Origin of the sequence: Thiomicrospira sp. (assembly GCF_014859555.1) — a bacterium.
Lineage (GTDB): Bacteria > Pseudomonadota > Gammaproteobacteria > Thiomicrospirales > Thiomicrospiraceae > Thiomicrospira.
Genome location: NZ_JACUTY010000146.1, coordinates 1 through 1,021 on the forward strand (window position 1 = coordinate 1; position 1,021 = coordinate 1,021).

Annotated in this window: 1 protein-coding gene; it reads left to right on the forward strand. The window is 44.3% G+C overall.

Annotation, left to right across the window (positions count from 1 at the left end):
- Positions 1-146: 146 nt before the first annotated feature.
- Positions 147-923 carry an ion transporter gene (locus IBX48_RS10615; protein ID WP_296834421.1) on the forward strand — a complete coding sequence of 259 codons (777 nt, stop codon included), beginning with the start codon at positions 147-149 and terminating at the stop codon, positions 921-923.
- Positions 924-1,021: the final 98 nt, after the last annotated feature.

Consider the following 1,021-nt stretch of genomic DNA (forward strand, 5'->3'; position numbering starts at 1 on the left):
TATTAACTTAACGCAGTAATCCTCGTTAACCCCGACCACCAGGCCTGGTGGTTGAGGGCTGTCCTGAATTCGGAAATGAATAACGACTAGGCAGGTTTTATTGAATGGCCTACAATATGTTTACTTAAATGAATCTTAGGGAAAACATGCTTACTTCTCCCAGTCTGCGTCGTCGTTTAGCGACCCAATTAGATCCCAGTTTACGAGATCAGGAAGGTTTATCAGGCATAAACTTAGTGGTCGTGATATTGATTTTGGCGTCGTTATTTTTAGCGATTATCGAAACAGAACCTACTATTTCAGATGGCCACGAAAGCTTGTTTTGGAGCATTGAAGTGGCGTTTATTATGGTGTTTGGGGTGGAGTATTTGGCCCGTGTTTGGGTGAGCATTGAAAACCCTGAGAATTCAAGCCGCTGGCGGTATATGTTGCGTCCTCATGCGTTACTCGATTTGTTTACATTGGTCATCATTATTCTTTCAACCTTCGGCGCGAGCGCATTTTTATTGCGTTTAGCACGTGTTCTTAGAGTATTAAGGATTGCACGTTTAGGCGGGTATTCCACCGCGATTAACTTAATGTTGGGGGCCGTTAAGAAACGCCGGTTTGAGTTAAATATTAGCATCGTGGCCGCGTTTGTGTTGCTCATTATTTCTTCATCCTTGCTTTATTTAGTCGAAGCCCATCATCAGCCCGAAAGTTTTGGCAGTATTCCACGAGCGATGTGGTGGTCGATTGCAACCCTGACTACGGTCGGTTATGGTGATGTTTATCCTATTACGGTGCTGGGCAAGGTGTTTGCCGCGTTTACGGCTTTATCTGGCATAGGTTTGATTGCCTTGCCAACCGGCATTTTGGCGGCGGCGGTGAGTGAAGCGATTCAAGAAGGTAAGAATAAAACCAAGTCGGATAAGATAGATTGAATTCCAAACCACCAGGCCTGGTGGTTTATTTTAAAGGTGAAAATATGTGTTTAGTGATGTTAGCGGTAGCGGTTTTGTTGTTGGTGGTTTACTTGGAT

Excerpts from the sequence above, each read along its gene's own strand:
- IBX48_RS10615 (WP_296834421.1), top strand. The coding sequence starts at position 147 with ATGCTTACTTCTCCCAGTCTGCGTCGTCGTTTAGCGACCCAATTAGAT.